The organism is Prevotella sp., from assembly GCF_036570325.1.
Taxonomy (GTDB): Bacteria; Bacteroidota; Bacteroidia; order Bacteroidales; family Bacteroidaceae; genus Prevotella.
Window position 1 is genome coordinate 201,856 of the sequence record NZ_DATCYK010000056.1, and the last position, 25,517, is coordinate 227,372.

Here is a 25,517-nt window from a genome sequence, read left to right on the forward strand (position 1 = left end):
CTGACTGCATTTCTTTTAGTCTCTTCTAAACAAATCTCTTGTATATACTTTATTCCCTACATCATCCAGACAGCTGTCATAACGGTTAGCGATGATGGCTTGACTCTGAACCTTGAATGCGGCAAGGTCGTTTACCACCTTACTGCCAAAGAAGGTGTCGCCATCAGGGAGGGTTGGCTCATAGATAATCACCTGTGCCCCCTTAGCCTTAATTCGCTTCATGATACCTTGGATTGCAGACTGACGGAAGTTGTCTGAATTTGCCTTCATTGTGAGGCGATAAACGCCCACAACAACTTCCTTTTCCTTGCCGGATTCGTACTGACCGTTCTCTGAATAGTAGCCTGCCATCTTCAGCACTTGGTCAGCAATGAAGTCCTTGCGAGTCTTGTTGCTTTCAACAATAGCCGTCATCATATTCTGTGGTACGTCCTGATAGTTGGCGAGCAACTGCTTTGTGTCCTTAGGCAAACAGTAGCCGCCATAGCCAAAGGATGGGTTGTTGTAGTGGGTACCGATACGAGGATCCAAACCAATACCATTGATAATGGCTTGTGGATCGAGACCCTTGACTTCTGCATAGGTGTCGAGTTCGTTGAAGTATGAGACGCGAAGGGCAAGATATGTGTTGGCAAAGAGCTTCACAGCCTCTGCCTCCTTCATGCCCATGAAAAGGGTATCAATATTCTCTTTGATAGCACCTTCCTGAAGAAGACCTGCAAAAGTCTTTGCAAATTCTTCTGCCTGAGGATTGCCGATGGCATTGACAGCTGCATTCTCCTCTTCCCATTTCTTTTCTTCTCCTGTAGGCAGAATCTTTGGGTAGCCCACGATGATACGCGAAGGCCAGAGGTTGTCTTCCAATGCCTTTGACTCGCGAAGGAACTCTGGTGAGAAAAGGAGGTTGAAATGCTTTCTCTTCAAAGCTGGATCAGTCAAGAATTTCAATGCATACTTCACATAGAGAGAACGGGTGTAACCTACAGGAATGGTGGACTTGATGACCATTACGGCATCTGGGTTCACACTCAGCACAAGGTCAATCACATCCTCAATATGATGAGTATCAAAGAAATTCTTTACAGGGTCATAGTTTGTAGGAGCTGCGATGACAACAAAGTCTGCATCTTTGTAAGCGCTTGCGCCATCAAGAGTTGCCTTAAGAGACCCTCTCTTATCTCCCTTAAAGGGCGATGATTCATTGCCAACGCATGGGATAATATTGGGATCAGCTAGATACTTTTCGATATAATCATCCTGGATAGGTGAAATACGATTGTTTATATTCTCCACCTTTTCTGAAATCACATCAACAGCAACTACTTCATGCTTCTGAGCAAGAAGTGTAGCGATACTTAAACCGACGTAACCCGTTCCGGCTACAGCGACTTTTAAATTATCAAATTTTCTCATATTTCTTTTTGCAATTTATTTTCAATCAACAAATCTTGCACCATCATCAGGCTTTACCCAGAAGACCTTGAAGGTTTGCTCGTATTCTGGATACTGAGCCAAGTATTCGCGTGTCAAGGTGTCCTCAATCTCTTGCTTGTATGCTGGATCAACAAGTGCAATTACTGCACCTTTGAAACCTGCACCCGAAAAGCGGCCTCCGTAAACGCCTTGCAGAGGACGCATGATGTTGTAGATACTAATGAGTTCGGGCGAACCGCACTCATAGTTGTGTATGCTGGATTCGCAAGAGTCGAACGAGAGTTTTCCGAAGAGCTGTAGGTTACCAGTTTCCCATGCAGTCACACCTTGACGCACACGTCTGTACTCACTATAGAAGTGTTCTGCTCGTTTGGCAAAGCGAAGTGGCATCATGTCGCGTGTGCTATCGAAGGTTTCCTTGGGGATGTCGCGAAGGAAGGTCTTATCAAAGGTCTTGAGGGGTGCATTCTGATAGGCGAGCATACACCATGCAGCCGTCTTGCACTCATACACACGGAGGTTATAATCAGAGTTGACAAGCGAGCGGGTCAAGCCACTGAAGAAGATACCGATCTCAAACTCTGGCATCGATGGATTGCGCTTGATGATACGCCACTCGTTGCTATCACAATCGAGGAAAAGCAGACCGTCCTTCTTGCCAAGCGCAATACAAGCCTGATCAAGAAGACCATTGTTGAGACCAATGTATTCACGCTCAGCTTCAGATGCAATCTGAACAACCTCGAAGGGCTGAAGCATGATACCATTGGCTTTGGCAAATGCCATAACGTAAGCAATGAGAACGGCAGCAGATGAAGACAAGCCGCCTACTGGGAATGAACCCTGGAGTACGCCATCGATACCATGACTTAGTTCAAAGCGTTTCTTGAGGGCGTACTTGGCTCCACGAGCATAGTCACCCCAGTGCTTCTCTTTTACCTCTGAGCGTTTTGCAAGATCGAAGTGGACTTCACCCTCAAAGCTGAGACTGCTGAGATTGACTGCTGAATCTTCACGAACGTTGAACCACAGGTCAACGCCTTTGTTGATGGCAAAGCCGGTAACGAGACCGTGTTGATGATCTACGTGAGCACCTAATGGACAAACTCGATAGGGCGAAAAGATATGATACTGATAATTATTTTCCATAACGTTCACATGCTTCTTTGTAAGTGTCAAGACTGCCGATGTCGAATCAGATTGGCTCGTTCGGATCACCATCGGTGCGCTTCATCTCCCAGGCATACATGGTGGTGTTATCGACCATATAGTGAGCGAGGTTGCCTGGGGCATCCTTACCACACCCGTTCTTTACCGAATGACGAACAAGGTCAAGGTCTTTCTTGAGATAAATGTAGAATGGTGGTACTGCCCAGTTGCTCTTTGGCTCCTGTGGCTTCTCTTCCATATTGAGAACCTTATCACTCTCATCGAGCACAACTACACCTGTACGCTGGAGCTTCTCAACGGATGGTTGATAGTGGCGCATGATACATGAACTGTTCTTTGCCTTTGCAAATTTCACGAACTCCGAGAATGAGAAGAACAGGAGGTTATCTGCTGCGACCACCAACATATCATCAGACCATTTACCATTTGACGATTTACCATTTACAATTTCCCTCTTCTCCAAACAATCTATGGCAAAGAGAAGATCACAGACAGCACCAAGATGGGTGTCATTAGTCTCTGTCATATCATTAATGATGGTAATAGGCTTCTGATAGTGCATCTCTTTTGACCACTCTTGAAAATGGTGAGCGAATGCTGATAATAACATGTTCCGTAATCTCTGGAATCTGATCTATGTCGTTAAGCATTCGCTTAAGGATAGACTTATTGCCTATCTTGAGGAGAGGTTTAGGAAAGTTGGAGGTCAGCTCACCTAGACGGGTAGCATAGCCTGCTGCTATTACGATATTCTTCATCGGGATTGTTTAGAGTTCTTTATTCGTTACAAGTTCCGTAATACTTAGCATACCACAGGGCGAAAGCACGCAAGCCATCTCTCAATGGAGTCGATGGTCGGAAGCCGAAGTCTTCCTCAAGTGGAGTAGTGTCAGCAAAGGTTACTGGCACGTCTCCGGCCTGCATTGGTACAAGCTCTTTGTGTGATTCAAAGTCGTAATCTTGTGGAAGTACCTTGGCGGCGATGAGTTCTTCCTGAAGGATGGTCACGAAGTCGAGCAGGTTCTCTGGTGCAGAGTTGCCGATGTTATATACCTTGTACGGTGGTACAGGAAGTCCATCTTCACCCGTCTGCTTCTCTGGTGCGTGCTGCATTACACGAACTACACCCTCTACAATGTCATCGACAAAGGTGAAGTCTCGCTTACAGTTTCCATAGTTGAAGATCTGGATGGTCTTACCTTCACGGAGCTTGTTCGTGAATCCGAAGTATGCCATATCTGGACGACCGGCAGGACCATAGACTGTGAAGAATCTCAAACCAGTAGAAGGGATATTATAGAGCTTTGAGTAGGCGTGTGCCATCAACTCGTTGCTTTTCTTGGTTGCCGCATAAAGAGAGATAGGATTATCAACCTTGTCATCTGTGCTGTATGGCACTTTCATGTTGGAGCCATATACTGAACTTGACGAGGCATAGACGAGATGCTCAACCTCGTGATTGCGGCACGCCTCAAGGATGTTATAGAAACCAATTAGATTGCTCTCGATATATGAGCCTGGATTGGTAATCGAATAACGAACACCTGCCTGAGCAGCAAGATTGACTACAACAGCTGGCTTATACTCTTCAAACAGCTTATCGATTGCCTCTTTGTTGGCTAGATTTTCCTTGACAAATACCCAGTCTCTATTGAGAGCCTCAATCTCCTGAAGACGCTCGTATTTGATGTTGACATCATAATAGTCGGTGATTGAGTCGAGTCCTATGACCTTTATATTTTTCACATCATGAAACAAACGCTTCACGAGGTTTGAACCAATGAATCCAGCAGCACCCGTAATAAGCACTGTCTTTCCTTCCAAATTTACATTGAAGTTTACCATATCAAAATTACTTTAGGGTCAGTTTTATTTAGATTTAGTCGCTTAGCAAGGATTCGACTGCTTTAGCTTGATGAGTGCCCTTGCGGTCGAATAACCTTACCAACTAATGTTGACTACCATAGAAAAGCGTAATTGAAAACCCAAACTGGCATATCAATTGATTTATCTTTAATTTTACACATCGTAATAAAATACTACTATTCCATTATTGTATAGATCGTAATAATTTACTACCATTTGCGTCAAATGGATTATTTATAATGCTCCGTAACAAAATATGTCGGCACGTAAGCGCAAATACATCAGAAGTACACCTGTAGAGAATTTAGAAAAGCAGAAAATGTACTTTTTCATCGAAATCCACTGTTTTCTGCTCCTCAAAATCTCTTTTTCATGGCTCAGGGAAGTGAAAAAAACACGTTCATGAGTTCTTCGCACCCTTCATGTCAGCCTACATATAGGTCATAAAGCATAACATTCTGCAAATTCTGTATCTATTTTATGACTTCGTTACTCGCACTGTTTCCCTTCACTTACTCCGAACATCCTCATTTTCAAGTCACTAAGCAGCGTTCACGCGGCTCGTAAAAGTAACAATTCTCATTCTAATGGATAATAAAATACTAGCCTTAATACATTACTAATACCGTAATATTTTACTATCTTAAATGCAAATCGTTAATTTATAATGCTCTGTAACAAAATACGTCGGCACATAAGCACAAAATCAAAGAAAGGCATACTTATTAAACGCGAGGTAGCAAAAAAACACACGTTTCATTCGAGATACGTTGTTTTTTGCTACCTCAAAATATCATTTTCATGGCTCATGGATGTTAAAAATCACGTTTCTGAACTCTGCACACTCTTCATGCCTGTCGCCAGATAGTTCATAGAGCGTAACATCCTACAAATTCTGTATCTATTTTGTGACTTCGTTACTCACATCATTTCCCTTCATTCGCTTTGAACATCCTCAATTTCTGCACATTAAGCAGCGGTCACGCTGCTCGAAAAAATAACAATTCGCATTCCACCACATACTGTTGAATAATGAGCTCCATTACAAAAAAACTCTGAAGCTATTATTCTTGAGTCCCTATAACTCAATTCGACGATATAAGAGAAGTGCTATCATGAGCTGTAACAACAAAACAGAATTCAGACACTTTAATAGTGCCATTCTTGATAAGTATATTGTATGGCTTTATACTCTGATGTAAAATATTCGAATCGTGAAGGACTTTGACACCTTTGCATACGTCATGGATGGTTGCACCTATCCCTTAAATGAAAGATTAGGCAGTATTTTATCGATAGAGCTGTCACAGAATTCCATGGGAAAATATGGAGTTGTATGATTTATGTCACATTCAAACACCTTGACTATATTTGGATGATTAAGGGTGTTTGCAAATCTAAACTTGTGAACAAAGCGCCTGCGTGATTCTTCGTTATATCGTGTACAAGATTTAGGGGGATATAATACGCCGTTTTATCAGCTTTATACACTATACCGGAAGCACCATTATCGATTTGTTCTACTGTAGAATACTCTCCAAAATTCATGATCAATTTGAATCAAAGACCTAAAGAAGATAAGAAGTCTTGTTGCTCCTTGGTGAGTGGTTTATAATGAGAGCTAACATAATCTTCATCGTAATCACTAAAGATAGTATCATAAATATTTAAGCCATCTTGACATCCCATTCCATCTAAAATGTTGGCTATATTAAAGCAATATGCCTTAATGCTGTTGTTCTGTTCTTGATCCTTTGCTACAATAGCTTTGTGGTAGATAGCAGAAACTGCGTATATCTTATTATAAAAAGATTCTGTACTACCGACTTTTGAGACTTTCTGAGATTTTATTTCTCTGGCAATGAATTTATCAATTCTTTTCCTTCTATAATTATATTTTTAATCGCGTCTAAAAATATCGCGTGTATAAACCTTTTCTTCTATATCAGCAAGACATTCATCGAAACGATTTGCGATAATAGCATTCGAAAGAGCCTTAAAATTCGTAAGATTGTTGATTACGAGCGAACCGAAGAAAGTTTCTCCATCCTGAAGTGTTGGCTCGTAGATGATAACATTAGCGCCTTTTGCCTTAACACGCTTAATAATGCCCTGAATTGCAGATTGACGGAAGTTATCTGAGTTGGATTTCATAGTTAGACGGAAGACACCTATAGTAACTTGTTTCTTGTTACCAACATACTGGTTGTTAGTTGAATAGTCGTACCACCCTGCCTTGCGGAGAACAGCATCAGCGATATAATCCTTACGAGTTCGATTTGACTCGACGATAGCTGACATCATATTTTGTGGTACTGACTCGTAATTTGCAAGTAGTTGCTTAGTGTCCTTAGGCAGACAGTAGCCTCCGTAGCCGAAAGAAGGGTTGTTGTAGTGTGTACCGATACGTGGATCAAGGCCTATACCATTGATGATAGAAGCTGTATCAAGACCTTTCATTTCACTGTAAGTATCCAGCTCATTAAAGTATGAAACGCGGAGAGCAAGGTATGTGTTAGCAAAGAGCTTTACTGCCTCTGCTTCCTTTAAGCCCATAAAAAGAACAGGAATGTTCTTGGTAGAAGCATACTGTTCCATGATAGGGTTATCTGCTGATGGTCCCTCTGCACCTTCAACAAGAAGTTTCGAGAAGATTTCTGCAGATTCCTTCATGTGATTACCTTGGATCAGGCGGATTGCCTCATTTTCTTCTTTCCATTCTGCATTCATTATCTTAGGATAACCTACGATGATACGAGAAGGGTGCAAATTATCATAGAGAGCCTTTGATTCACGAAGGAACTCTGGGGAGAAAAGAAGACGGAACTCGCGACGCTTACCATCAGCAAGTGCTGGCATTGATTTAAACTTCTCTGCGTACTTTACATAAAGAGAACGGCAGTAGCCTACAGGGATGGTTGACTTTATAATCATTGTTGCCTCAGGATTTACCTCGAGAACAAGAGTAATGACATCTTCAATATGGTGTGTGTCGAAGAAGTTCTTTACAGGATCATAGTTGGTAGGAGCAGCAATGACTACGTAATCTGCATCCTTGTATGCAGAAGCTCCATCAAGAGTAGCTGTAAGATTCAACTCTTTTTCTGCAAAGAACTTTTCAATATACTCGTCCTGAATGGGGCTGATACGATTATTAATCTTTTCAACCTTTTCAGGAATAACATCTACTGCTGTAACCTTGTGGTGTTGCGCCAACAAAGTTGCAATAGACAAGCCAACATAGCCTGTGCCAGCAACGGCAATCTGTAAATCTTCAAACTTTCTCATAGTATTTTCTTTTTTATCAAGAAAAGAAGAAGGACGTACTTTACGAAGAATGTAACTTTTATAAGGCTGAAGCCTGACACTCTGTCGATTTAATCGAACACTTGCCTATGCGAGGATTTTTATTAGAACAAGTTCTGCACACCTTCTGTTTACTTTATATAGATTAGTGCTTCAATGGAATATATTCCCAATAATTTCTACATACATTACTTAGGAATTAGAGTCGTTTGCCTTCACTCTATGTGCCTTCTTGATAGCTTTAACTTTTACTTTACGAGCCCTTTCTCAAGGTATTCTGCAAGGTTGGTTCGCATTACACCAGCTACATGGTCGGCTGCAACCTTCTGCATGTCGTGACGTACCATGATTTCTACGAGTTGTTCGAATGAAGTAGTTTGTGGGTTCCAACCGAGTTCGTTCTTCGCCTTCGTTGGGTCACCCCAAAGGTTGACTACATCAGTTGGACGATAGAAGTCCTCGCTGACGGCAACTACACACTTACCAGTTGTTTTATCATAACCCTTTTCATCAACACCTTCTCCTTTCCACTCAAGTTCAATGCCTGCATGATGGAATGCGAGAGTTGCGAACTCGCGTACTGTGTGCTGCACACCTGTTGCAATGACGAAGTCTTCTGGTCGGTCGTGCTGTAGGATGAGCCACATACATTCAACATAGTCCTTGGCATAACCCCAATCACGAAGAGAATCGAGGTTGCCAAGGTAAAGGCAATCCTGCTTGGCCTGAGCAATGCGGGCTGCAGCAAGGGTGATTTTGCGAGTTACGAAAGTTTCGCCACGGCGTTCTGACTCGTGGTTGAAGAGGATTCCTGAGCAGCAGAACATGTTGTATGCCTCCCGATACTCCTTGATGATCCAATAGCCATAGAGCTTTGCTACTGCGTATGGTGAATATGGGTGGAAAGGTGTCTTCTCATTCTGAGGAACTTCCTCAACCTTGCCATACAGCTCTGATGTAGAGGCCTGATAGATCTTGCAAGTGGCTTCCAAGTGGTTTGTACGCACTGCTTCTAATACACGGAGTACGCCTACAGCATCCACGTCTGCAGTGAATTCAGGAGCATCAAATGAAACCTGTACATGGGATTGAGCAGCAAGGTTGTAGATTTCTGTAGGTTGAACCTTTCCCACGAGTTTCACTAATGACATTGAGTCTGTAAGGTCTGCATAATGCAAGTGAAAATTAGGTTGCCCCTCTAAGTGGGCGATACGTTCCCGATAATCTACTGATGAGCGGCGGATAATGCCATGAACTTCATAGTTTTTAGCAAGCAGAAATTCGGAGAGGTAGCTACCATCTTGTCCGGTAACGCCTGTGATAAGTGCAATATTTTTTTTCATAAGATCTCTAATAGGTTATATTTTGTTTATATATAATTATGCTAACGACTGCTTGTACCATTCAAATAATTTCTGGACCCCGTCTTCTATCTCTACCTTATGACTCCAGCCGAGAGAGTGAAGTTTGCTGACATCAATGAGTTTGCGCATTGTGCCGTCTGGCTTGGTGGTGTCGAATTCTACAATTCCTTCGAAACCAACAGCCTTAACAACTAACTCTGAGAGCTCACGGATAGTGACTTCCTTACCTGTACCAACATTGATATGGCAGTTTCGTATTTCACCAAGGCTGGGGATAGCTCCACCTCGACTTGTATTGTGGTTACGATCAACAACTCCGTCGGCTGCAACACCATAGTGGACAGATGAATACTTTTTGATACCAATGATGTCGGAGAAATTTACGTTCAAAAGGGCATGAACCGAAGCATCTGCCATATCTTCGCTCCAAAGAAATTCGCGGAGTGGCTTGCCTGTCCCCCAAAGAGTAACTTTGTTATTTTCGATGCCGTAGAATGCAAGGATTTTTTCAATGAGAGTCTGTTCGCTACTACCGTCTATGGTGTAATGTACTATTTTTTTGTTCTCGGTCAGATTAGCTCCAACGGGACGAATGGAGAGGTCCTTGCGAATCATATCCCAGTCTCTGTCGTGAAGGAGCTTTGCTAAGAAAATCTTGCGCATCATGGCAGGCATAACGTGAGAGTTCTCCAAGTGGAAGTTGTCGTTTGGACCATATAGGTTCGTTGGCATAACTGCAATATAGTTAGTACCATATTGGAGATTGTAGCTTTCGCACATTTTCAATCCTGCAATCTTGGCAATGGCATACTCTTCGTTGGTATATTCTAATTCTGAGGTAAGGAGGTAGTCCTCTTTCATCGGTTGTGGCGCATTCTTGGGGTAGATACAAGTAGAGCCTAAAAAGAGTAACTTCTCAACTCCATGAGAGAATGCCTCGCTGATTACATTGCACTGAATCTTCATGTTCATCATCATGAAGTCGGCTCGATAGAGACTATTAGCCATAATACCGCCTACGAAAGCTGCAGCAAGTACTACCGCATCGGGACGTTCTTCCTCGAAGAATTGCTTGACAGCATACTGATCGGTGAGGTCCAGTTCCTTATGAGAACGACCTACAAGGTTATTGTAACCACGGGCCTTGAGATTGTTCCAAATGGCTGACCCAACTAATCCATTGTGTCCGGCAATATAAATTTTTGAATCCTTATCCATAATCTCTATATCTTTTCTTGTTTGGCTTTTTAAAGTCGCTCGTTAAGGATTTAAACCCTATAAGTAGAGTGTTGAACATCACAAAAGAGCAAAAAGGGTATGATCCTTGTGAGAACGTTTTATTACATTATTGTAGTTACGGGCTTAGAGCTTATTCCAAATTGTTGAGCCTACAAATCCGTTGTGTTATACTGTATGGGACTTAGTCTCTTTATTCATTTAAAATATCGCTGAATAAGCAGTATGATGACTGTGTGGTTAAACAGTATTATTTGTCTAACTCCTCATACTTGCTATGTTCACTCTTATACTCCGGCACGATCTCCTTCATTTTTTTAACGATTTCCATCTCGTTGAAGGAGAAGGAGAGTTCGTAGAGTTCTTTCTCGTTTTGGCAGGCGAGGTCGTAAGGATATTCGCGGACGGCGGCAATCTTTATCTTGGGATTGGTGGTAGGTTTCGAGAGTTCCTCGTCATTGAGGACTTCTTCGTAGAGCTTCTCGCCGTCGCGGAGGCCGGAGAACTTAATCTCTATGTTCTTTGCTCCCGAGAGGTTGATCATGCGTTGCGCCAAATCTACGATCTTGACAGGCTCGCCCATATCGAATATAAAGATTTCACCACCCTTGCCCATGGTGCCGGCTTCTAATACCAAACGGCAGGCCTCGGGAATCAACATGAAGAAACGGATAATGTCGGGGTGGGTCACCATTACGGGGCCTCCCTTTTTAATCTGCTCTTTGAAGATAGGAATAACCGAACCGTTAGAACCTAATACGTTGCCAAAACGGGTTGTAATGAATTGGGTAGAGGGCTTTCCGGTATTTTGAGTTTCTTCCCATAAGTGGTTATTGAGCGCTTGGCAATATATCTCGCAGATACGTTTTGAGCAGCCCATGACGTTAGTTGGGTTGACAGCTTTGTCGGTAGAGATCATCACGAACTTCTTTGTTCCATATTTAACGGCCAAATCCGCAATGACACGGGTACCATAAATATTGTTTTGTACGGCTATCGCAGGGTTGTCCTCCATCATAGGCACATGCTTGTAGGCCGCCGCATGGAATACATACTCGGGCTTGTGCTCTTGGAATATCTCCTCCATGTGCTGCTGATTGGTGATAGACCCAACGATGGTCCATTCTTTCAGATTGGCATGATTGCGGTCCATGTAGCGGCGGATGTCGTGCATCGGCGTCTCTGCTTGGTCAATCAAAATCAGTTCTTTCGGACTGAACTTCGCTACTTGACGTGCCATTTCAGAGCCGATACTACCCGCCGCACCGGTAATAAGAATACGTTTGCCCCTTAGCATGGCACCAATGGCAACCATGTCGACCTCAATTTTCTCGCGAGGAAGGAGGTCTTCAATTTCGACCTCGCGCAATTGATGATGGGATAAATCCGATTTACCATCCCATTCCTCGGCGCTTGGCATCATGAGGATTTTAATTTTGGCCTTGATGAGGGCGTCAATGAGCGTTGTGCGTTTGGTAAAATGGTCGGCCATAAGCGGTGATATGAGCATGGCCTTTACTCGTTTTTCCAGCATGAGGTCCACAAGGTTATCATCGTCATAGTAAACCTGCACGCCTAACAGCCACGAACCGTTCAACGACTTGTCGTCAGAAACGAAACCACCCAACCTATAATTGGACGAATCATCACGGATACTCTTCGCGAGGGCTATACCTCCCTGCATACAGCCATAGACAAATATCTTATGAATATTGTCGGCTCCACGGTATATGTCATGAAGAGAGCGGGCAAGAACCCGGACCCACCACATAATCATGGTTGAGGTGATAAATATCAGGATGGCGTTTTCAACACCGGGGATGAACAGATATTTCGACAATCCCAAGTGCACCTCTGCTTGGTGGAGCGCACACACGCCTACGCCTGCTGCGGCATTGGAATAGACTACGTTATGCAAATCAACGAACGAGGCGTATCTCATGACACCACGGAACGTATGGAACGCGAAGAAGAAAAGGATGTATATGGTGAGGCTGACGATAAGTCCAAGGGCTACTTGCGCGAAATGTTGTACCAAATCCATGCCCCCATGGCGGAAGTAATAGACCGCAAGTCCCGAAATAAATACGGCTGCGCAATCAAGAAAAAGAATACACCAATAGGGGAGTGCGCCCTTAGAGAAGTACCAATTACAGATTTTTCGGATCATGTTCATTTAACTCTTTAAATTTCTTTATAACTCTTAAAAAAAATGCTGTGGGCGGTTTGTCATCGTTTAAAAGTAATGGCGTTACCGCTTTCGAGCGAAAATATTAAAATGTCTTTGTGTTCATGTGAAGTCAGTCATAGGCCCGTTAGGCAGTCGTGTCCTCATCTCCATGCCTCTTCAGCACTCTGAGTGCCTTTTGTGGGATGTAAGTCGTGCAGACGGCGGCAATGTTTTCGATTAAGACCACGACACATTTGTCCTTAAAAGGACGGGCGTAGTAGCCTTGTATGCCTGCGAAAGGACCGGATAAAATTTCTACGAGATCGCCCTTCTTGATGTCTGCTTGTTTGTCGCAATCCACAAATTTACTAAATTGGTTCTGACAAACGGCAATGAAGTTTTCCATCAGTTGGGCGTCAATAACAAGGGGCTGCCGGCGCTGCATGGTATCCATTCTGAATTTGAAGGGCATGCCCAGCAGTTCAAGGGCTTGTTTTTCTGATTTCAGGTTGTCGTAAGTAGATTTTACAAATAAGTAGTTGGCGATGACGGGAACTTCTACCAATCGTTTCTCTCCCGCGATGATGCGGTATGTGCGGTGCATGGGGATGAAACATTCAAGCCCCTTTTGTTCAAAATATTGTTTGATTTTGAGTTCCCGGCGATAATTGGGAGAGATTAGAAACCAATGTGTTTCTGTAGAAGAAAATGTCACTACCTTTTACTTTTTGGATAATTTCGGGGTAAATCGATAATGCCCCTTTTGGTTCATTCCCGACAAATTGTAGTGCCTTGTGGCGATGATTACATCTTTCGCGGCCGCAGTATGCGTTGAATGATGTCTCACTTTAATGACTTGATTTTTTTATATTGATTGTAGAACAACCAAAAGTGACAACGCGGAATCACGGAGAGAAACTCGTTCTCGATAGTCCCTATACGAGTCACCTTAATTGCAAAGTTAAGTAATATTCTTGAAACAGACAACCTATTCTGTAATAATTTTGGCTATCTTTGCAAAAGATTGATATGCTCGAAGACGAAAAAGGAACGATGACCACCGGCAACATAGAGGCCTTCAGATTCCGGTTCTGACGTTCTTGGGCCCATGCTTGGCAAACGGAGCGGTTGTGTTGACAGCTATATATAAATAGGTGGCAGTTTGTATGCTTCAAGTCACGGCGCAGGTAATCATGATTTTAAATTCCTAAATTATATTTTGACAAGATGAAAAGCAGATTTTTGATTTCTATCTTATTGGCCGCAGGGTTCTCCACTCTGTGTTCACGCTCGGCGTTTGCCCAGTCTCGCCCGGCCGAAAATGAGGTTGTTGTTTTCAATAATGGTACGAGCGACATACCTTATCGCATTCCCGCCATCACCCAAACACGGCGAGGCAAACTGCTGGCTGCCTGCGATTTCAGGATCAATAGGGCCGATGTGGGTTGGAACCATCGCAATGGTCTTTATCAGGTGAACGTGGTAATGAAGTCGAGCGAGGACCATGGACGCAGTTGGTCTGACTCTGTTTGCGTGGCACGGGGCGATGAGCATGCCACCGAAGTACGGCGAATAGCCTATGGCGACCCCAGTTTGGTAGCCGATCGCACGTCGAACGAGGTGCTTCTCCACTGCGTTGCCGGCAATATGGGCTACCAACGAGCTACCCGTGACAATCCGCAGCACGCCGTGTTCTTCCACAGTAAGAATGGCGGAAAGACTTGGGATGACGGTACCGACCTGACGGAGATGATCCATGGGCTTTACGATGGCAAGCTCCCCGGTAGCGGTCATGCCGATGGAATCTTCCTTACCTCGGGACGCATCATGCAGAGCCGCTACGTGCGTGTGGGCAAATACTATCGCCTTTACATAGCCCATCCCGTGCGCCAACGAGGCCTTGAGCGTTGCGGTACTTACGTTATCTACTCCGATGATTTCGGAAGAAGCTGGCAAGTGTTGGGCGGTGCGGGGCCGGAAGCTCCATCCACGGCGCAAGACGAGTCGAAAGTGGAGGAGTTGCCCAATGGCGATGTGCTCTTGAGTTGCCGTGAAATGTATGGCGGACGCAAGTTTAATGTCTTCACTTATACCGACGCCGCCAAGGGCGAAGGCCAATGGGGACGCGAGGTTATGCCCGATAACATGACGGCACGTGAGGTGAATGCCTGCAACGGAGAGATTCTCATTGTGCCTGCCCGTGGTGTTTCTTCTAAATCAAAAGTGCATTTGGCCTTGCAGTCTGTGCCCTTGAGCAGCAAGCGCGACAGCGTAGGTTTCTTCTATCGGGTCATCCCCGAGGGCGCCAATATGTCGGATACGCAGTTTTGGAAACAAGGTTGGGAGAAAGGATTGCGCCTTACCGACGGTTCGTCTTGCTACTCCACGATGGTTCTGATGGATAATCGTAAGATAGGATTCCTTTACGAGCGCAATGGTTATAAGGACGGTTACGACATTGTTTATCAATCGTTGACCGTGGAAGAAATAACCAAAGGCGCGTTCAAACTGCGTTAACTCTTTGATGTTATGGGGCGGAACGTTGCCCGTGAAACGAGAGCTTTCTGTCTAAAAAGCGAGAAACAGTTTCTGAAAGCTCGATGAGAAGGCATGATGAGGTGGAGACTTTGCTGTCTTATCGGGTGATTAGATCAATGTGTCATGTGATGAAATAACATGGCATGTCAGCTACTTTTCGCCCAAATTGTTAAGCCTTTGCCAAGTGCGAAATACTTTTACAAAAGGTCATTCATGGTCGCGTTATTTTCAAACAGAATATTCTTGGTTGAAAATAACGCGACTTTTCGTGTTTTTATATTCCGTTGTAAATCAATGACTTGTGATTTTTTAGGGAAATGAAAGCAGCTTTGTGGCGAGGTAATAGCTATGCTTTGGCCGCATGATTTTGGGCAAATGGGGTGGGCGAAGCAGGCTTTTTAGGCAGTAAGAAGCCTGCTTTGGCGGGGTGAAAGGGTAGGTATGAGGTGGCAGCGGGGCGCAGTTGTTGTCTTGGTGAGGGTGAAATGAGCCTGCGGTTTGTCTATTTACACAGCTTTGGAAGTGTTAAAAAACGGGTAAAATACTTTACAAATAAGTGATAAGAATAGGAAAATGGCGTTATTTTTTGAGCCATGTGGCTGTTAAGGTTATTATTTTTTGTATTTTTGCAAGATATGAAGAAAGGATTAGTCTTGGAGGGTGGAGCCCTGCGGGGGCTGTTCTCCGCCGGCGTGATGGATGTGATGATGGAACATCATATCGAGGTTGACGGACTTGTAGGCGTGTCGGCCGGCGCGGCGTTTGGCTGCAATTACAAGTCGGGACAGCCCGGCCGGGCCATTCGTTATAATAAAAGATTCGCACACGATTGGCGCTATTGCAGTCTGCGCTCGCTGCTCTTGACGGGCGATTTGTTTGGTGGCGAGTTCTGCTACCACGTCATGCCGGAGCGCTTAGATGTGTTCGACGGTGACACTTTCGACCATAGCGCAATGGAGTTTTACGCCGTTTGCACCGATGTTGTGAGCGGTAAGGCCGAGTATAAATTGCTCATGGAGCATGGGCATGAGTGCTATGAGTGGATAAGAGCTTCGGCCTCAATGCCCTTGGCCTCGAAAGTGGTGCGTATAGCAGGCCGTGAATTGCTCGACGGAGGTATCTCCGATTCCATTCCCTTGGCATTTTTTCAGGCCAAAGGCTACGACCGTAATGTCGTGGTCCTGACCCAACCCGAGGGCTATGTGAAGCAGCCTAACAAGTTGTTGCCCCTGATGAAGTTGCTGCTTAGGCGCTATCCACGCTTTATAGAGACCGCCGCTCGGCGCCACTTGGTGTATAATGAGCAGTTGGCTTACGTGAAGCGCGAGGAGCAAAAGGGCCATACGGTCGTCATACGGCCGGCCGCCACGTTGCCCATCAGTCATATTTCACACGATCCAAACGAAATGGAGGCTGTGTATCAGCAGGGCAGGGAGGCCGCATTGGCCAAGCTGCCGGCGATAAAGGCGCTCTATCAGCTATAAAAACAGATAACCCATGAAAAAAGCGTTATTAACTCTTTGCAAGAACTTTGGCTTTTGGTTGATGGTAATGATGGCCCAAAAGCCCCTTTTCATGTTGTGGAATCATCGGCTGTTCGGTCATAATTCGTTGACCGATTGGCTGGCCGTTATTTACCACGGGCTGACGCTCGACGTGTCGCTGGCGGCCTATCTTACGGCCGGGCCCATGCTCACGGCCCTTGTGGGGCAGTGGGTGCGAGGTGGCTGGCGCCGTCGGGTAGAGCTGGGCTACTATGCTGTGGCGGCCGTGTTGGTGGCCATGACCTTTGTCATTAATATCGGGTTGTATGACTTTTGGAAGTTTCCTTTAGACACTACGCCGCTGTTCTATTTCCTCAGTTCGCCCAAAGACGCCTTCGCCAGCGTGAGTGTAGGATTTATACTTGTGGGCTTACTGGCGATTGTTCTTGTGGCCGCGCTCATCTTTTGGGGTGCCAAGCGCTTGTTGGCATCGCCCAAGGAGAACCGACTCCCCATGTTGGTCGAGTCGGTAAAGGCCAGTTTGGTGCTGTTGGTGCTCGCGGGATTGCTGATTATCCCTATTCGGGGAGGCGTCACGGTTTCAACCACCAACACGGGAAAAGTGTATTTCAGTGAGCGTCAGGAGTTGAATCATGCGGCTGTCAACCCGCTGTTCAGCTTGATGGAGAGCTTCGGTAATGACGAGGATTTTGGCAATCAATATCGTTTTATGACAGCCGAGGAGGCCTCCGAGGTGATGAAGGAAATGGTCCAAACCAAGTCGTCGCCGGCCCGCCGTTCGCTTTTGAGGGCCGATTGTCAGCGTCCTGATGTTTATATCATCGTTTTGGAAAGTTTCTCCAATAAGCTGATGAAGACGTTGGGCGGTGAGCCTGATGTGGCCGTTAATTTGGATAGATTGGGTGGCGAGGGTGTATTGTTCACCCGTTTTTACGCCAACAGTTTCCGAACCGACCGCGGATTGGTGTCCGTTCTTAGCGGCTTCCCGGCGCAACCCACCATGAGCCTCATGAAATTTCCACGCAAGACAACCCATCTGCCGTCCATTGCCGGGGCCATGAAAGCGGCCGGCTATGGTGCCGATTACTACTACGGAGGCGACGCCGACTTCACGAATATGCGTTCTTACTTGGTTAATTCAGGCTTTGAGCATATCGTTTCCGACGTGGATTTCCCGGTAAAGGAGCGCCTGAGCAAGTGGGGTGTGCCCGATCATCTTGTCTTTGAGCGGTTGCTGAGAGACTTGCGAAGCGACAAACGGCAGGAACCCATGTTGAGGGTGTTGCAGACTTCGAGCTCGCATGAGCCGTTTGACGTGCCCTATCACCGGTTGGCGAATAATAGGTTGAATGCTTTTGCCTACACGGATGACTGCGTGGGTAAGTTCATAGGCCGATTGAAGCAGACCGACCGTTGGAAAAACTCCTTGGTCATCTTGGTGCCCGACCATCAGGGTTGCTATCCGGAAGATATGGAGAATACGGATTTTGCCCGTTACGAGATACCGTTGATATGGGTGGGTGGCGCTTTGGCAGGACCTTGCCGAGTAGACAAGATTGGCAGTCAGAACGACATCGCCGCCACGCTGTTGGGCCAATTAGGCATTGACCACGGTGCGTTCAAGTTCAGCAAGGACCTGCTCGCCCCGGCTACTCCGTCCTTCGCATGGTTTGCCGTGCCCGATTTGTTGGGAATGGTGACGGAGAATGGTGCCGTTATTTATGACAATAAGCTACGCAAAGAGGTGAACAAGAAGGGCGACAGTGTGCGTCCGTTGCGTATGGGACAGGCTTGGCTGCAATCCATGTATGATTATATTAACGACTTGTAAATAACGAAATGATAGACCAACTGATTCAAGAAATGATGAGGTTAGACTGCCAATTGCTGTTGGCGGTCAACGGACTGCATGCTCCTTATTGGGACAGTGTCATGTATTTGGTGAGCGATAAGTATATTTGGGTGCCGATGTATGCCATGTTCTTGGCTGTTTTGCTGAAAAATTTCAGCTATAAGGTGGTCTTGACGGTTTTGGTTACGATAGGGCTTATCATCCTTTTTACCGATGCGTTTACGTCACAAATCGTCCGACCTATGGTGGCTCGGCTGCGTCCAAGCAATCTTGAGAACCCCATCTGTGGCATGGTCCATATTGTCGATGGGGTGAGAGGAGGGCGTTATGGCTTTCCTTCGGCCCATGCGGGCAACAGCTTTGGCTTCGCTTTCTTTATCTGTTACTTGTTTCGTCGCAATTGGCTTTCCGTGTTCATGGTGGCTTGGGCCTTGATAGTTTGCTATTCGCGCATGTATCTTGGGGTGCATTATTTCGGCGATCTCTTTGCCGGTATGCTGTTCGCGCTTTGTGGTTCGACCATAGCTTATCATGTATTGCTGCGTGTCAATGGGCCTTGTCATGCTGAGGACTTGAAGTATCCTTATCTGCCGGTGTGGGTGGGGCTGGCTATTTTCGCCGGTATTTTCATTACGTCTATATTTTTTCGGGTATGAATATTGAGCCAATCGCCTATTTTCAATCGCCTTTCAAGTCGAAGTTCGGTGTGCCTAAGCAGAGCGGACTGGTTGAGGATTTGGAAGGAAAGATAGTCTTTGAACCTGCGTATCGTAATGCCGATGCGCTTCGGGGCATAGAGGATTTTGATTATCTGTGGCTTATTTGGGCTTTCTCGGCCAATAAGCATAAGGCCAACAGTCCGGTGGTGAGGCCGCCGCTGTTGGGTGGGAACGAGAAAATGGGGGTGTTCGCGACCCGCAGCCCGTTTCGTCCTAATGGGATAGGACTGTCGTGTGTTAAGCTGGATAGGGTGGATTGGGATAGTCCGAAAGGCCCCGTCGTCGTGGTGAAGGGAGCCGACTTGATGGACGGGACGCCGATATTCGACATTAAACCTTATGTGGTTTACGCCGATTGTAAGCCCGGTGCCCGAAGCGGTTTCGTCGATTCTACGGCCATCAAGCGCCTGCGGGTGGATATTCCGGCCGAGTTTCGGCGACAGTTGGGCGAGAAACAGTGCGAGATATTGGTGAAAATATTGGAACTTGACCCACGTCCGCATTATCAAAATGACCCTCAAAAAGTTTACGGAATGCCTTTTGAGGGGATGGATGTTAAGTTCTGTGTGGACGAAGGTGTCCTGACGGTTACGGGATTGGAGCGGCTGTAAATGTCGGCAGCTCCGGTCTGTCGATTTAACGGGCGTGGTAGGTGAGCTTGACAATGAGAATACTCAATTCGTAGAGCAGCCAAATGGGCAGGGCTACGATAAAGAGTGTGAATGCGTCGGAGGTGGGGGTGATGATGGCAGAAATAGCTATGATGGCGACAAAGGCGTGGCGTCGGTAGCTTACCATCCACTCATGCTTGAGCAAACCGAAACGGGCGAGTAGCCAACTGATGACCGGTATCTCGAAGATAATGCCGAATACGAGCGACATCATCAGTAAAGTATCGATATAGGATTGGATGGTGAGCATGTTCTGAACGTCAGGGCTCACGGAGTAAGTGGCTAAAAAGCGGACGGTCAGCGGGAATATGAGGAAGTAATTTGTAAGTGTGCCAACGATAAACATGGCGTAAGCACTGCCTACTATCTTGACAGAATTAGTGCGTTCATGCTCGTATAAGGCCGGGGCGATGAACTTATAAAGCTGGTATATTATATAAGGTGAAGCTCCAAAAAGACCGAAACATAGGGCTGTTTTCATGTGGACCATGAATTGCTCGGTAAGTCCGGTGTTGACAAGGTGGATATGGAAAGGTTTTGTTTGGAGCAGTTGATAGGTAATAAAGCTATCATCCTTGGGGGCAAGGATGATTTTAAACAAGATGTCTTTAAGGCAAAACGCCGCTAAAGCGCACAATCCTCCCACGATAAGAATCCTGAAGATGATTCCTCGAAGTACATCAAGATGATCCCAAAAAGAGATTTCCTCGGTTTCGGACATTTATTTTTCGTTCTCCTGATTGGGGGATTGTTCTTTGTTGTCAGCACTTGTTTTGTCGGATGAAAGGTTATTTTCTATGCCGTTCATCCCGTCCTTAAAACTCTTTACTCCTTTGCCTAAGCCCTTCATCAGTTCGGGAATTTTCTTGCCACCAAAGAGCAGGAGGATAATGAGAGCGATGATGATAATTTCTTGTGTACCTAACATGTTCTTTAAGTTTTGCGTTTAACAATGTTGCAAATATAGTGGAAACGAGCGATATATCAAAGTAGTTAGTGGTAAAAACGTAGGATTTGGAAGCGTATTTTGTCAAAATAATTCGTGAAAAAAGATTGTAGCGGTATTTGAAGTATAAGAAAAACATAAAAAAAATAATACTTGTTAAGCTCTTCTTTTGGATAAATTCAAAAGGCGTAACTTTACAAAATATCTGCGGCGGAGCGGCTGTGGGTAAGTGAGAAAAGGGTGAGAAGGATGGAAAAGATGGGCTTTCTCGCTATTTGTGCATTTAAAATGATTCGGAATAAATGAAGTATAAGATGATTGTGCTCGACTTGGATGGCACACTTACCAATGATAAGAAAGAGATAACTCCCAAAACTCGTGAGGCGCTTATGGCCGCGCAGGATAGGGGAGTGAGGGTGGTTTTGGCTTCAGGGCGCCCAACTTACGGAATAACCGCGCTGGCCGAAGAGTTGAACTTAGCGGCTTATGGCGGTTATATTTTGGCGTTTAATGGTGGTCGTATCATCGATTGTCGGGATGGGCATGTCGTGTTTGAGCAGACATTGGCTCCCGAGTATGTTCCGATACTTTATCGTGCGGCCCGTGACGCGGGGATGGAGATATTGACATACCAAGGAGAAGGCATTGCCGCTACGAAGAAAAATAACAAGTATGTGCTGCATGAGGCCTTTATCAATAAGATGTCTGTCGTGGAATATGACCATTTTACGGAGCAGGTGCAGCACCCTATCAATAAATGTTTGATAGTGGGTGACCCCGCTCCGTTGCACGAGTTGGAGGTAAGTCTTGGGAAGAAACTTGCCGGGCAGTTGAGCCTCTATCGGTCAGCGGGCTTCTTCTTGGAGTGTGTTCCGCTGGGTATTGACAAGGCATTGTCGCTGGATAGGTTGCTCGGTTTGTTGGGAATAGATAGGAAAGAGATTATCGCTTGTGGTGACGGTTATAACGATCAGAGCATGATAGAGTATGCCGGATTGGGTGTGGCAATGGCAAATGCCCCTCGGGAGATACAAGACAAAGCGGACTACATCACCTATTCAAATGAAGAGGATGGTGTAGCCCACGTTGTTGAAAAGTTTATCTTGCAATCTGAAGAATAACTACTTCTTTCCTCCGTAACGGTCGATGAGTACCGATTTGCCATTAAGGAAAGCCTCGAAGTAGGGTGGTTCGGCCCGCAGTTGTATGTCGTCGTAGATAAAGTCTGCGATAATGGTGTCTTTACCGTCGGGAAGTATGAGCCCCATCTTGCCGTTCTTTTCGGCCATGATGGGCATTGTGCATAGGTCGTCGACATAGACATAGGGTGTCCGGAGGAAGTCATAGAGGGCATGAACGAGGATATTGCCTTCGTAATCTTTGATTCCGAATTTTCCGTTTTCTTCAAAAACAGTGTGAAAACGAATGTATTTGCTCTTCATGCGGTGAAGGTATTTGATAATCTTGCGAGGATTATTGATGAGCTTGAGCCAGTATGCGTATGTGTCGCAATAGCTGGCTGAAGCCCTCGTCATGATAAGTTTCCAATCCATTCCGCTAAGGGCCTTGCGGTTAAGGTCGATGTATCGGGCCAATGCGTTTTCCTTTTCGGGAAGCGAGAGCTTGGATAATTGCTCTTCAAATTTGAGCATGATAGCCTTGGAGCCCGACATTCCTTTGATGTATCGATGGATTTGGCGGCTTATTTCGTTACAAACAAACTTGTCTATTTCTTGAATTTCGATGGAATCTTCGTATAAGTCATCGAAATTTTCATCTGTTATTTTGTGACAGTCTTTCTTCATGGGAATTTTCATTTAATGTTGTTGAAAACCTTAGATATAAATAATGATACCGTTGTGAAGCTGTGTAATAACTTCGTCTTTTTACAAAGATAAGACTATTTTTGATGTTTCAAAAAAAATACTTATATTTTTTGCTTCCACCGATATTTATTCATTGAAAATTCGTACTTTTGCAGACGTGCGAACATATCTGTTTGTCACAGATTAAATAAGTATTTAATAAAATATTAATAGAAATATGAGTACAGCATTAATTGGTTTTATCCTTTTTATAGTAGTGGCCCTTGTGGGGTGGGGAATAGCGGAGTTGAAGAACAAAGCTATACACTTTGAACATTCTGAAGCTGAAGCGGAGGGAGAAAAGGAAATGGAAGAACATTTTATGCAGCATGGCGGTCATGAGCAGGATCTCAAGGATTTGCTGAAGCATAACAGTACTAACGGTTACAATGCTGTAGGTTAGTAGATAACAAATATTCTGCAATCAGCTTTTATTTAATAAGTATATATACGTATTTTATATACTTATGTTTAGGCTGGCGGTAGAGAGAATAACTTTTAAAAGTCAACTCCCTCTTGTTCTTATTTAGCCTTAGAAGCTATGGAAAGAATAGGAGGGAGTTATTTTATATAAGCTGCTGGGTTGGGATTATGATATTACTAGTTAAGTGAACTTAGCTGGATACAAGACAAACAAAAAGCGCATTATCAATCAAAAAGATATTATTGTTTAGCTTATTTTAGTAGAATAAAAGCAGATAACGCTGTGGTAATTATTTGTGCAGCATGTTGTTGGTTAGTTTGTTTGTGCGTATAAGATAGTTGGAGTGTCTCTTTAATAATCTCTTTCCGCATGGTTCATTCCTTAATAGCGTATTCGTGAGTGTAAAATATTTTGTAAAAAACTCTACAAAAACTTTGCAATTAGAAAAATATTATTTACCTTTGCACTCACTTTAAAGATAAAGCAAGTGGCCTAAAAACCATGGAGAGATGGTAGAGTGGTCGATTACAACGGTCTTGAAAACCGTCGCACTGAGAGGTGCCGGGGGTTCGAATCCCTCTCTCTCCGCAATATCAAGTGTTGCAAAAGCACGTTAAAAAGCACCTAATCAACAAGTTAGGTGCTTTTTCTTTTCTCTTCCTTTTCGATATGACCACGGATTTGACCACGAAAACACCCGATTTTAACACTTTGAAGCCCCATAAAAACAATAATTGCCCGGCTTTTGACCGGGCAACCCATTGTTCCACCCCAAAAGGTGGCTTTCGCAACAATGTAGATACAAAGATACTGCAATTTTTATAGAATCCGCCTTATTCCGGCAAGAATCTTTTTTATCCAATTCAATATCGGTGTATGTTTTAAGTATAACAACACCGCAACGAAAAGCAATGAAATGTAAAAGGCATATCGCCATCGGTACGGGTCGAGCGTGGGGGCTTCCTTTTTCTGAATGTTGGATTCTTCACGAAGTACATTTGCATTGCTTTTGCATTGCTCTTGCTTTTCGGTTTCCCGGCTTTCGCCCTTTTGTTCAACTTGGGATTCAATCACGGTTTGTTTGATTGATTTTACCCCGGTGAGCCTACCGATATTTGACAACACCACCTTTGCCGTCGTGTCGTTCGGAACTGGGTTGAAAAACTCGATTTCGGTAATCGTGATTTTACCTTGTTCCGTCCGGGTCGTATCAACAACACTTTCCCTTTCCGCTTTTCCAACCTCGTGCATCGCCATGCTGTCAATGCGTGATTTTTGGGTTGATTGTTGCAGCTTGCGAGTTGTACCACAAGACACAAACAAGCCAAATGCGACAACCAATGTGATAAACTTTTTCATTTTCATAAACTCTTTAAGTCCGCAAGGCGTTTCAACCACCCGTTAATAAATCTTTTCTTCGTGTGCTTCATTAACTCTGCGTTTGTCGCCTTTCGTCCGATTTTCTTTTCATACGCGGCGACACTTTGCGCCGTAATGTCGTTTAAGAACTTCACACGGGCTTTGTAAATCGCTTCAAAAAGTTGGTCGGGGTCGGCAAAGTTTACCGCCATCAAGGTTCGCTTGCCAACAATGCCGTCCGGCTGAACGCCCAACAACCTTTGAGGAATGACAATGCCGTGCTTGCCCGAACCCCAAACCCAATCGACAAGAATGTTTGCGACTTTTTGGGACTGTATCAAGTCGGCTTGCCAACGATTCCAAAAATGCGGCTTCAACACACGGTCGCGGACATCCACGTTGCTTAACAACTTCAAGTCCTGAACGTCAATATCGCCGTCGCCGTCCTTGTCATAACCGCATCGTTTCCACGTTGCGATTGTTACACCCTTATTTGTCGCGCCACCCGAATCTGCTGGGTCGTTCACAAATCCGCCCTCCCATTTAAGGATGAACGGTAATAAGATTTTAACATTCGCCATTGTCATCCCCTTTCTCCGAACCGCCATTGTCGCCCGGTGTCAAAATATCTTTCAATGGTACGTTAAGGTGTCGTTCCGCCTTGTTCACCATAATACGTTGCAACGCCCTTGCAATCGGCGCGTCATTTTCGGACGACCAATTTTCAAGGCAAGACCATAATTCGTAAAATAAGAATACCGCCATTACAAACCGAACGGCAATATCTCCATTCTTAACAATCAGCATATCAACATACGCACCAAGTATTATTGCGATAAACACAATTATCAGCGTGAAGATAATTCGATATTTGTATTCACTTTTGAATAAGCCATCCGCCTTTTCCGGACATTTCTTGTGCATCCGGCGACCAAGTAAATAAGCCGTTATCACATCAAGGATAATGGCACAAAGGCACGGAACAAAGAAGTTGATTGCCGTTTCAATGCAAACCAAAAGCCCCGTGATAATGCTTATAAGTAATTGAGCGAATTTCGCCGCAATAGTCATTTTCAAATCATTCATTTTTAA

General features: G+C 44.8%; 24 protein-coding genes and 1 tRNA gene. 8 read left to right on the forward strand and 17 right to left on the reverse strand.

All coding sequences use genetic code 11. From position 1 onward, the window contains the following. Positions 1-15 precede the first annotated feature (15 nt). From VIR50_RS04870 to VIR50_RS04915, 11 genes are all read right to left on the reverse strand, one after another. Positions 16-1,413, reverse strand: coding sequence for a UDP binding domain-containing protein (locus VIR50_RS04870; protein WP_331934013.1), 1,398 nt, complete (start codon positions 1,411-1,413; stop codon positions 16-18). A gap of 21 nt (positions 1,414-1,434) precedes the next feature. Further along, positions 1,435-2,583: a GHMP family kinase ATP-binding protein gene (locus VIR50_RS04875; RefSeq protein ID WP_331934014.1), complete on the reverse strand. Its 1,149-nt coding sequence runs from the start codon at positions 2,581-2,583 to the stop codon at positions 1,435-1,437. Between the two features lie 46 nt (positions 2,584-2,629). Next, complete coding sequence (locus tag VIR50_RS04880; protein ID WP_331934015.1) at positions 2,630-3,130, reverse strand: sugar phosphate nucleotidyltransferase; 501 nt, start codon at positions 3,128-3,130, stop codon at positions 2,630-2,632. Between the two features lie 4 nt (positions 3,131-3,134). Beyond that, positions 3,135-3,362, reverse strand: a complete 228-nt coding sequence (locus tag VIR50_RS04885) for a sugar phosphate nucleotidyltransferase (RefSeq protein WP_331934016.1) — start codon at positions 3,360-3,362, stop codon at positions 3,135-3,137. Positions 3,363-3,381: 19 nt separating this feature from the next. After that, positions 3,382-4,449 (reverse strand): NAD-dependent epimerase/dehydratase family protein, encoded by a 1,068-nt coding sequence (locus VIR50_RS04890; RefSeq protein WP_331934017.1) that lies wholly within the window; start codon positions 4,447-4,449, stop codon positions 3,382-3,384. Between the two features lie 1,106 nt (positions 4,450-5,555). Further along, positions 5,556-5,732 carry a protein kinase domain-containing protein gene (locus tag VIR50_RS12395; protein WP_414703535.1) on the reverse strand — a complete coding sequence of 59 codons (177 nt, stop codon included), beginning with the start codon at positions 5,730-5,732 and terminating at the stop codon, positions 5,556-5,558. A gap of 637 nt (positions 5,733-6,369) precedes the next feature. Continuing rightward, positions 6,370-7,758 carry a UDP binding domain-containing protein gene (locus VIR50_RS04895; RefSeq protein WP_331934018.1) on the reverse strand — a complete coding sequence of 463 codons (1,389 nt, stop codon included), beginning with the start codon at positions 7,756-7,758 and terminating at the stop codon, positions 6,370-6,372. Between the two features lie 266 nt (positions 7,759-8,024). Beyond that, positions 8,025-9,119: a GDP-mannose 4,6-dehydratase gene (gene gmd, locus VIR50_RS04900; RefSeq protein ID WP_331934019.1), complete on the reverse strand. Its 1,095-nt coding sequence runs from the start codon at positions 9,117-9,119 to the stop codon at positions 8,025-8,027. A 36-nt stretch (positions 9,120-9,155) separates the two neighbouring features. Then, positions 9,156-10,358 (reverse strand): GDP-L-fucose synthase family protein, encoded by a 1,203-nt coding sequence (locus VIR50_RS04905; protein WP_331934020.1) that lies wholly within the window; start codon positions 10,356-10,358, stop codon positions 9,156-9,158. A 268-nt stretch (positions 10,359-10,626) separates the two neighbouring features. Further along, a complete protein-coding gene (locus VIR50_RS04910; protein ID WP_331934021.1) occupies positions 10,627-12,552 on the reverse strand; it encodes a polysaccharide biosynthesis protein in 1,926 nt (641 codons plus the stop codon). Positions 12,553-12,691: 139 nt separating this feature from the next. Continuing rightward, on the reverse strand, positions 12,692-13,261 hold the full coding sequence (locus tag VIR50_RS04915; protein ID WP_331934022.1) for a UpxY family transcription antiterminator: 570 nt from the start codon (positions 13,259-13,261) through the stop codon (positions 12,692-12,694). 512 nt (positions 13,262-13,773) lie between these two features. Here VIR50_RS04915 and VIR50_RS04920 point away from each other — a divergent pair. The 5 genes from VIR50_RS04920 (at position 13,774) to tsaA (ending at position 19,771) form a co-directional block, all read left to right on the forward strand. Then, positions 13,774-15,063, forward strand: a complete 1,290-nt coding sequence (locus VIR50_RS04920; RefSeq protein ID WP_331934023.1) for a sialidase family protein — start codon at positions 13,774-13,776, stop codon at positions 15,061-15,063. A 656-nt stretch (positions 15,064-15,719) separates the two neighbouring features. Beyond that, positions 15,720-16,568 carry a patatin-like phospholipase family protein gene (locus tag VIR50_RS04925; RefSeq protein ID WP_331934024.1) on the forward strand — a complete coding sequence of 283 codons (849 nt, stop codon included), beginning with the start codon at positions 15,720-15,722 and terminating at the stop codon, positions 16,566-16,568. Positions 16,569-16,581: 13 nt separating this feature from the next. Continuing rightward, positions 16,582-18,420 carry an LTA synthase family protein gene (locus VIR50_RS04930; protein ID WP_331934025.1) on the forward strand — a complete coding sequence of 613 codons (1,839 nt, stop codon included), beginning with the start codon at positions 16,582-16,584 and terminating at the stop codon, positions 18,418-18,420. 8 nt (positions 18,421-18,428) lie between these two features. Then, positions 18,429-19,097, forward strand: coding sequence for a phosphatase PAP2 family protein (locus tag VIR50_RS04935; protein ID WP_331934026.1), 669 nt, complete (start codon positions 18,429-18,431; stop codon positions 19,095-19,097). Then, positions 19,094-19,771, forward strand: coding sequence for a tRNA (N6-threonylcarbamoyladenosine(37)-N6)-methyltransferase TrmO (gene tsaA, locus VIR50_RS04940; RefSeq protein ID WP_331934027.1), 678 nt, complete (start codon positions 19,094-19,096; stop codon positions 19,769-19,771). Before VIR50_RS04935 ends, tsaA begins: the two co-directional genes overlap by 4 nt. A 25-nt stretch (positions 19,772-19,796) precedes the next feature. Here the strand turns inward: tsaA and tatC are convergent, their stop codons facing one another. Further along, complete coding sequence (tatC, locus tag VIR50_RS04945; RefSeq protein ID WP_331934028.1) at positions 19,797-20,552, reverse strand: twin-arginine translocase subunit TatC; 756 nt, start codon at positions 20,550-20,552, stop codon at positions 19,797-19,799. Continuing rightward, a complete protein-coding gene (locus VIR50_RS04950) occupies positions 20,553-20,759 on the reverse strand; it encodes a Sec-independent protein translocase subunit TatA/TatB (protein ID WP_331934029.1) in 207 nt (68 codons plus the stop codon). A 320-nt stretch (positions 20,760-21,079) separates the two neighbouring features. Here VIR50_RS04950 and VIR50_RS04955 point away from each other — a divergent pair, with 320 nt between their 5' ends. Further along, on the forward strand, positions 21,080-21,898 hold the full coding sequence (locus tag VIR50_RS04955) for a Cof-type HAD-IIB family hydrolase (RefSeq protein ID WP_331934030.1): 819 nt from the start codon (positions 21,080-21,082) through the stop codon (positions 21,896-21,898). On the opposite strand, the gene VIR50_RS04960 is transcribed toward VIR50_RS04955, so the two are convergent. Continuing rightward, positions 21,899-22,594, reverse strand: a complete 696-nt coding sequence (locus VIR50_RS04960) for a hypothetical protein (protein WP_331934031.1) — start codon at positions 22,592-22,594, stop codon at positions 21,899-21,901. It abuts the gene before it with no gap. A 226-nt stretch (positions 22,595-22,820) separates the two neighbouring features. On the opposite strand from VIR50_RS04960, the gene VIR50_RS04965 reads away from it, so the two are divergent. Further along, complete coding sequence (locus tag VIR50_RS04965) at positions 22,821-23,045, forward strand: hypothetical protein (protein ID WP_331934032.1); 225 nt, start codon at positions 22,821-22,823, stop codon at positions 23,043-23,045. Between the two features lie 524 nt (positions 23,046-23,569). Further along, positions 23,570-23,654: transfer RNA gene (locus VIR50_RS04970), tRNA-Ser, on the forward strand. Between the two features lie 231 nt (positions 23,655-23,885). Here VIR50_RS04970 and VIR50_RS04975 read toward each other — a convergent pair. From VIR50_RS04975 to VIR50_RS04985, 3 genes are read right to left on the reverse strand one after another with little or no spacing between them, the layout of a single operon-like run. Further along, a complete protein-coding gene (locus VIR50_RS04975; RefSeq protein WP_331934033.1) occupies positions 23,886-24,425 on the reverse strand; it encodes a hypothetical protein in 540 nt (179 codons plus the stop codon). 2 nt (positions 24,426-24,427) lie between these two features. Then, positions 24,428-25,006, reverse strand: coding sequence for a glycoside hydrolase family 108 protein (locus tag VIR50_RS04980; RefSeq protein WP_331934034.1), 579 nt, complete (start codon positions 25,004-25,006; stop codon positions 24,428-24,430). Further along, complete coding sequence (locus VIR50_RS04985; protein WP_331934035.1) at positions 24,993-25,511, reverse strand: phage holin family protein; 519 nt, start codon at positions 25,509-25,511, stop codon at positions 24,993-24,995. The genes VIR50_RS04980 and VIR50_RS04985 overlap by 14 nt, the downstream gene beginning before the upstream one ends. Between the last annotated feature and the right edge of the window lie 6 nt (positions 25,512-25,517).

Bases quoted from the DNA above. Each gene is read 5' to 3' on its own strand.
- VIR50_RS04870 (WP_331934013.1), bottom strand. From the start codon at position 1,413: ATGAGAAAATTTGATAATTTAAAAGTCGCTGTAGCCGGAACGGGTTAC.
- VIR50_RS04875 (WP_331934014.1), bottom strand. From the start codon at position 2,583: ATGGAAAATAATTATCAGTATCATATCTTTTCGCCCTATCGAGTTTGT.
- VIR50_RS04880 (WP_331934015.1), bottom strand. From the start codon at position 3,130: ATGACAGAGACTAATGACACCCATCTTGGTGCTGTCTGTGATCTTCTC.
- VIR50_RS04885 (WP_331934016.1), bottom strand. From the start codon at position 3,362: ATGAAGAATATCGTAATAGCAGCAGGCTATGCTACCCGTCTAGGTGAG.
- VIR50_RS04890 (WP_331934017.1), bottom strand. From the start codon at position 4,449: ATGGTAAACTTCAATGTAAATTTGGAAGGAAAGACAGTGCTTATTACG.
- VIR50_RS04895 (WP_331934018.1), bottom strand. From the start codon at position 7,758: ATGAGAAAGTTTGAAGATTTACAGATTGCCGTTGCTGGCACAGGCTAT.
- gmd (WP_331934019.1), bottom strand. From the start codon at position 9,119: ATGAAAAAAAATATTGCACTTATCACAGGCGTTACCGGACAAGATGGT.
- VIR50_RS04905 (WP_331934020.1), bottom strand. From the start codon at position 10,358: ATGGATAAGGATTCAAAAATTTATATTGCCGGACACAATGGATTAGTT.
- VIR50_RS04910 (WP_331934021.1), bottom strand. From the start codon at position 12,552: ATGAACATGATCCGAAAAATCTGTAATTGGTACTTCTCTAAGGGCGCA.
- VIR50_RS04920 (WP_331934023.1), top strand. From the start codon at position 13,774: ATGAAAAGCAGATTTTTGATTTCTATCTTATTGGCCGCAGGGTTCTCC.
- VIR50_RS04925 (WP_331934024.1), top strand. From the start codon at position 15,720: ATGAAGAAAGGATTAGTCTTGGAGGGTGGAGCCCTGCGGGGGCTGTTC.
- VIR50_RS04930 (WP_331934025.1), top strand. From the start codon at position 16,582: ATGAAAAAAGCGTTATTAACTCTTTGCAAGAACTTTGGCTTTTGGTTG.
- VIR50_RS04935 (WP_331934026.1), top strand. From the start codon at position 18,429: ATGATAGACCAACTGATTCAAGAAATGATGAGGTTAGACTGCCAATTG.
- tsaA (WP_331934027.1), top strand. From the start codon at position 19,094: ATGAATATTGAGCCAATCGCCTATTTTCAATCGCCTTTCAAGTCGAAG.
- tatC (WP_331934028.1), bottom strand. From the start codon at position 20,552: ATGTCCGAAACCGAGGAAATCTCTTTTTGGGATCATCTTGATGTACTT.
- VIR50_RS04950 (WP_331934029.1), bottom strand. From the start codon at position 20,759: ATGTTAGGTACACAAGAAATTATCATCATCGCTCTCATTATCCTCCTG.
- VIR50_RS04955 (WP_331934030.1), top strand. From the start codon at position 21,080: ATGAAGTATAAGATGATTGTGCTCGACTTGGATGGCACACTTACCAAT.
- VIR50_RS04960 (WP_331934031.1), bottom strand. From the start codon at position 22,594: ATGAAAATTCCCATGAAGAAAGACTGTCACAAAATAACAGATGAAAAT.
- VIR50_RS04965 (WP_331934032.1), top strand. From the start codon at position 22,821: ATGAGTACAGCATTAATTGGTTTTATCCTTTTTATAGTAGTGGCCCTT.
- VIR50_RS04975 (WP_331934033.1), bottom strand. From the start codon at position 24,425: ATGAAAAAGTTTATCACATTGGTTGTCGCATTTGGCTTGTTTGTGTCT.
- VIR50_RS04980 (WP_331934034.1), bottom strand. From the start codon at position 25,006: ATGGCGAATGTTAAAATCTTATTACCGTTCATCCTTAAATGGGAGGGC.
- VIR50_RS04985 (WP_331934035.1), bottom strand. From the start codon at position 25,511: ATGAATGATTTGAAAATGACTATTGCGGCGAAATTCGCTCAATTACTT.